This is a genomic window from Calidithermus terrae (assembly GCF_003574345.1).
Lineage (GTDB): Bacteria > Deinococcota > Deinococci > Deinococcales > Thermaceae > Calidithermus > Calidithermus chliarophilus.
The window spans coordinates 1-5,485 of the sequence record NZ_QXDL01000237.1; the positions used below are offsets into that span (position 1 = coordinate 1).

General features: G+C 70.6%; 7 protein-coding genes. 4 read left to right on the top strand and 3 right to left on the bottom strand.

Annotated features, from left to right (window positions below; translation table 11 throughout):
* Nucleotides 1-424, bottom strand: a 424-nt coding sequence (locus Mterra_RS18260) for a MogA/MoaB family molybdenum cofactor biosynthesis protein (protein ID WP_147372931.1), incomplete at its 3' end; no start/stop codon positions are given.
* A 105-nt stretch (nucleotides 425-529) separates the two neighbouring features.
* Here Mterra_RS18260 and Mterra_RS18265 point away from each other — a divergent pair.
* The 4 genes from Mterra_RS18265 to Mterra_RS22910 all read left to right on the top strand — a co-directional run bounded on the left by Mterra_RS18265 (nucleotide 530) and on the right by Mterra_RS22910 (nucleotide 3,105).
* Nucleotides 530-1,117 (top strand): GNAT family N-acetyltransferase, encoded by a 588-nt coding sequence (locus Mterra_RS18265; RefSeq protein ID WP_027893890.1) that lies wholly within the window; start codon nucleotides 530-532, stop codon nucleotides 1,115-1,117.
* Between the two features lie 197 nt (nucleotides 1,118-1,314).
* Nucleotides 1,315-2,517 carry an anion transporter gene (locus Mterra_RS18270; RefSeq protein ID WP_218022966.1) on the top strand — a complete coding sequence of 401 codons (1,203 nt, stop codon included), beginning with the start codon at nucleotides 1,315-1,317 and terminating at the stop codon, nucleotides 2,515-2,517.
* Nucleotides 2,518-2,530: 13 nt separating this feature from the next.
* The gene (locus tag Mterra_RS18275; protein ID WP_218022967.1) at nucleotides 2,531-2,962 is read left to right on the top strand and encodes a creatininase family protein; all 432 of its coding nucleotides are present in this window, start codon (nucleotides 2,531-2,533) and stop codon (nucleotides 2,960-2,962) included.
* The gene (locus tag Mterra_RS22910; RefSeq protein ID WP_218022968.1) at nucleotides 2,962-3,105 is read left to right on the top strand and encodes a hypothetical protein; all 144 of its coding nucleotides are present in this window, start codon (nucleotides 2,962-2,964) and stop codon (nucleotides 3,103-3,105) included. Before Mterra_RS18275 ends, Mterra_RS22910 begins: the two co-directional genes overlap by 1 nt.
* A gap of 47 nt (nucleotides 3,106-3,152) precedes the next feature.
* Here the strand turns inward: Mterra_RS22910 and Mterra_RS18280 are convergent, their stop codons facing one another.
* Nucleotides 3,153-4,436 carry a S41 family peptidase gene (locus Mterra_RS18280; RefSeq protein WP_119316445.1) on the bottom strand — a complete coding sequence of 428 codons (1,284 nt, stop codon included), beginning with the start codon at nucleotides 4,434-4,436 and terminating at the stop codon, nucleotides 3,153-3,155.
* An 11-nt stretch (nucleotides 4,437-4,447) separates the two neighbouring features.
* Nucleotides 4,448-5,434: an ABC transporter ATP-binding protein gene (locus Mterra_RS18285; protein ID WP_338025084.1), complete on the bottom strand. Its 987-nt coding sequence runs from the start codon at nucleotides 5,432-5,434 to the stop codon at nucleotides 4,448-4,450.
* Between the last annotated feature and the right edge of the window lie 51 nt (nucleotides 5,435-5,485).

The window sequence follows — 5,485 nt, forward strand, 5'->3', positions numbered from 1 at the left end:
GGGCGGTGAGGGCTTGGCGGACACCTTCGGGGCCGCCGGGGAGGTTGACGATGAGGCTCTGGCCGCGCAGGCCGGCGACGCCGCGGGAGAGGGCGGCGGTAGGGTTGTGTTTGAAGCACTCGCGGCGGATCAGCTCGGCGAGGCCGGGGGCTTCTTTCTCCAGCAGCTCGCGGGTGGCTTCGGGGGTGTGGTCGCGGGGGGTGAGGCGGATGCTGCCGGTGGTGAAGACGACCTCGAGGCGGTCGCGGTCGGCCCACAGGCGCAGGATCCGCTTGATCTGGGCGGGCTCGTCGGGGACGAGTTCGAAGGCGGCCACCGAGTAGGGGGCCTGGTTGAGCAGTTCGTCCATCACGCCGCGCACCTGCTCGAGGCGCCCGTTCATGGCGCCCCGATCGGTCACTGCCAGGATGCCGATTCGGATCATTTGCCCTAAGTCTAGGGCATCCCCAGGCGCGCCGGGGTGATTTGGCGGGGCGGGGGTTTAGCTCACCTTCATGCAGGCGGGGCCGGGTGGTAGCTTGAGGGGCGTATGTGGGTCAAGCCCGTCGTGCTCCAAGGCCGCCACCTCCGCCTCGAGCCCCTCACCGCCGACCACGCCCCGCTGTGGGCCCGCCACCACGAGCCCGAGCTCTTCGCCTACATGTCGCGCGGGGCCCCGCAGGGGGGCGACGCGGCGGGCTACGCCGAGTACATCGAGTACCTCAACGCCGAGCCGGGCCGCATGAACTGGGCTATCCGCGTCGGCGAGGACTTCGCCGGCCGCATCTCCTACGTGGGCATCACCCCCGCGCACCGCAAGCTCGAGATCGGCACCTTCATCGTCAAGCCCTACCACGGCACCTTCGTCAACCCCGAGAGCAAGTACCTCATGCTGCGCCACGCCTTCGAGGACCTGGGCGCGGTGCGCGTGCAGTTCACCGTGGACGTGCGCAACGAGCGCTCCCAGCGCGCCATGGAGAAACTCGGCGCGGTGCGCGAGGGCGTGCTGCGCAAGGCGGCGATCACGCCCGACGGCTTCATCCGCGACTCGGTGGTCTACTCCATCACCGACGACGACTGGCCGCGGGTGAGGGTGGGGCTCGAGGAGAGGCTGGGGTATGGGGTGGATAGCCGGTAGCTGAACGCGGAACGCGGAACGCCGGTCGTACGTCGTACGTCGTACGCAAGACGCAAAACGCAAAACGCCGAACGCAAAACGCAAAACGCCCCGGGCCCTCGACGCTGGCGGGGAGGGGTTACCACGAGCCTCCCGGCACCCAAAACCCCCGCTCTTGACTTGCCCTCGAGGGCTGCCCCATGCTTTCTCACAGCCGTATGGACGCTGTGTTGCTCGGGCTGGCCTATATCACGCTCTTCCTGACCTATCTGGGGCTGGGGTTGGGGTATCTGCCCGGCTACCGCATGAACCGGGCGGCCATCGCGCTCACGGGGGCGGCGCTGCTGATCGTGGTGGGGGTGCTCGACCTCGAGCGTGCTTGGGGAGCCCTCGACCCCAACACGCTGGCCTTTTTGTTCGGGGTGATGGTGCTCAACGCCCACCTGGGCTACGCGGGCTTTTTCCAGCTCGTGCTCAACCGGCTGGTGCACTTAGCCCGCACGCCGCTGGGCCTGCTGGTGTGGCTGACCTTTGCCACCGGGGTGCTCTCGGCGCTGTTCCTCAACGACACCATCGCCATCCTGTTCACGCCGCTGGTGCTCGAGATGACCCGGCAACTGCGCCTGCCCCCCGTGCCCTACCTGCTGGCGCTGGCCGGGGCTACCAACCTGGGCTCGGTCGCCACCCTCACGGGCAACCCGCAGAACATCCTGGTGGGTTCCTTCTCCGGGATCTCCTTCCTCGACTTCGCCGCCGCCCTCACCCCGGTGGCCCTGGCGGGCCTGCTGCTCCAGGTGGGGCTGCTCTACGCCCTCTACCCCGCGGTGCGCTCCACCCGGGCTCTGCCGCCCCTGCCCGAGATGCGCTTCCGCCTGAACCGGGGCCTGCTGTTCAAGGGCGCCTGGGTGACGCTGGCGCTGCTGGTGGCCTTCTTGCTCGATTACCCGCTGGCCCAGGCCGCGCTGGTGGCCGCGGGGGTCCTGCTGTGGAGCCGCCGGCTGCGCTCGGAGCGCTTCTTCCTGCGGGTGGACTGGGAGCTGCTGGTGCTGTTTGCGGGGCTGTTCATGGTCACGGAGGCGGTGAAGCTGCTGGGGCTGCTCGAGCCCCTGCAACCCCTGGCCGCCGCGCCCTGGGGCTTGCTGTGGGTCACGGCGGGGCTCTCCAACCTCATCTCCAACGTGCCCGCCGTGCTGCTGCTGCACCCCCTGATCCCTCAGGGCGACACCCAGGGCTGGCTGCTGCTGGCCGCCGCCTCGACCCTGGCCGGGAACCTGACCCTGCTGGGCTCGGTCGCCAACCTGATCGTGGCCGAGGCCGCCCGGCGCGAGGGCTACCGGCTGAGCTTCCTCGAGCACCTCCGCTTCGGCCTGCCCGTCACGCTCTCCACGCTGCTGCTGGCTTACTTCTGGGTTTATCGCTAGGTAGCATGGGCCTATGCGCCTGTACGACCTCAACTGGATGCAGCTCGAGGCCGCCGAGCCGCTGGGCGTCCCGGTGCTGCCGCCGCTCAACTTCGGCATGACCCCCTCCTTCCTGGCCTACCCCGGCGGCGTCTCGCTGCGGGTGCAGACCTACGTGGCGCTGCTGCGCGACGTGCTCGACTCGCTGCTGCGGCAGGGCTTCCGCCGCTTCCTCCTCGTCAACGGGCACGGCGGCAACACCCCGGCCCTGGGCCTGGTGCGCGAGTGGCTGGCCGACAACCCGCAGGCCCAGGTCAGGTTCCACGACTGGTGGCAAGCCCCCAAGGTGTGGGCCAAGGTGCAGGCCACCGACCCGGTGGCCTCCCACGCGAGCTGGATGGAGAACTTCCCCTGGACCCGTCTGCCGGGCCCAAAGCCCCCGCAGACCTCGCCCGCCTGCGCCTGATGGGCCCCGAGCGCACCCGCCAGGAGCTGGGCGACGGCAACTTCGCCGGGCTTTACCAGCGCCCCGACGAGGAAATGCTCGCGCTGGGGCAGGTGGCGGTGGAGGAGACCCGGGAGCTGCTCGAGCACGGCTGGCTCGAGTGAACCGGGCACAGCCCAAAATGCCGGCCATCAGCCATCAGCCATTGACCCTACCTGATCTGCTCCAACGCCGCCTTGATGTACGGGTCATCGGCCTCGGCGAACTCGAGCCAGTCCTGGCTGATGAGCACGCTCGGCGTCACCTGCTCACTCTCCATCGGCTTCTCCCCGGGCAGCACGAAGCGCCCCTGGGCGATGAAGAACACCGAGCCGTCGGGCAATTCGTGGCCCTGGTAGTAGCGGTTGCCGCCGCCGGTCTTCTCGCCCACGAGCGTGGTGTTGGGGCGCGTCTGCAGGATGGCGGCGCTCATGTTGGCCGAGCCGGTCGTGCCGCGGTCTACGAGCACCACCAAGGGGATCTGGCTCAGGTCGGGCTTGCGGGCGGGGATGTTGCGCCGCTCGTAGAACTCGGGGCCCTCGAAGCCGTACTTGACCCCGCTGATGAAGTGGCCCAGCAGGTAGCGCATGGTGCGCATCCCCGAGCCGCCGGTGCCCCGCAGGTCGAGGACAAGGCCCTTGAGGGGGGGGCCCGAGGTGAGCTCGGTGAGGGCTTTCTCGAGGGCAGCCGGCATCTGCTCCTCGCCGAGCTCGCTCACCCAGAGGTAGCCCACTTGCGGGTTGGCCTCGAGGCGGCGGGCCTCGAGGATGGTCTCGGGGTAGTTGACCCGCGCCCGCTGCACGGTCACGTCGCGCGGGGGCTGGCCCGGCGACTTGACGCTGAGGGTGAGGGTGCTGCCCTCGGGGCCGCGGATGCGGTCGGTGGAGGGGCAGTCGCGGCCGTTGACGGCCAGGATGCGGTCGCGGGCCTTGATCCCCGCGCGGGCGGCGGGGCTGTTGGGCAGCACCCAGCGCACCGTGAGCCCGTCGCGGGGGTCGGTGGAGGAGATCAGGGTGCCGATGCCGCCGAGCCCGGCTCGAGCCTGCGAGAGCTTGGACTGCGCCTCGAGCTGCGTGGCGCTGAGGAAGACCCCGTCGAGCTCGTTCACCAGGCCGCGCATGGCGTCGTAGTAGGCCCGCTCGCTCCTGGCCTGCAGGGCCTGGGCCTTGTACTGGGCGCTCACCTTCTCCCAGTCCTTGCCCTCGAAGCCCGGGTCGAGGTAGTAGAACCAGATCTTCGCCAGCAGCAGGTCGAGCACGTCGGCGCGGTCCTCGGGCTTCTGCAGGGCCTGCGGGAAGCCGGTGGTGTTCTCCGCGCCGACCCCGGAGTTGTCGATGGCGCCGCAGGGGGGGTCCTGGGCGGGGGACTGGGCCTGCGCTTGCCCGCCCGAGTTGTGGTTCTGCCCCAGCCCGAAGGCCGCGGCCAACAGCGCTACCAGCACCAGCAATCGCTTCATGGCTTCACCCCTCACTCCGCTTGTCTCGCATTATCCGCCGCCGGGGCGGGGAAAAGATGACACGCCACCCAATGCCCGGGGGCGACCTCCAGCAGCTCGGGCTCCACCCGCTCGCACTCCCCCCGGATAGCCACCGGGCAGCGCGGGTGGAAGGCGCAGCCGGGGGGCACGCGGGCCGGGTTGGGCGGCTCGCCCTGCACCACCGCGCGGCGCTCGAGCCGGTTGGCGGGGTCGGGCTCGGGGACGGCCTCGAGCAGCGCCCTGGTGTAGGGGTGGTGGGGCCGGTCGATCAGCGCCACCGCCGGGGCCACCTCCACCACCCGGCCCAGGTACAGCACCGCGATGCGGTCGGCGAAGTGGCGGCTGGAGGCGAGGTCGTGGGTGATGTAGAGGAAGCTCAGGCCCCGCGCCCGCTGGATCTCCTTGAGCAGGTAGAGGATCTCGGCGCGGGAGGAGGCGTCGATCATCGAGACCGGCTCGTCGGCGACGACGTACTCGGGCGAGAGCACCAGGGTGCGGGCGATGCCCACCCGCTGCCGCTGCCCGCCGGAGAGCTGGTGGGGGAACTTGGCGGCGAACTCGGCGGCGGGGGAGAGGCGCACCTGGGCGAGGGCCTCGAGCACCTTCGCCTCGCGCTCGTGCGGGCCCAAGCCCCCGTGCACCAGCAGGGGCTCCTCCACGATCTGCCGCACGCTCATGTAGGGGCTGAGCGCGGCGTAGGGGTCCTGGAAGATGGCCTGTGCGCGGCGGCGGAAGGCCTTGAGGCCCTTCTCGGGCAGCCGCGCGATGTCCTGGCCGTCGAAGAGGACCTGCCCCGAGGCCGGGCGGAGCAGCCGCAGCGTGGCCCGGCCCAGTGTGGTCTTGCCGCTCCCCGACTCGCCCACCACCGCCAGGGTCTCGCCCCGGGCGAGCTCGAGGCTCACCCCGTCGAGCGCCCGCACCACGGTGGAGCCGAAGAAGCCGCTGCGGGCGCGGAAATGTACCTTGAGGTCGCGCACGCTGAGGATGGGCTGAGCGGAGGGAAGGGGGCCGGGGCGAGACCCTGGCGG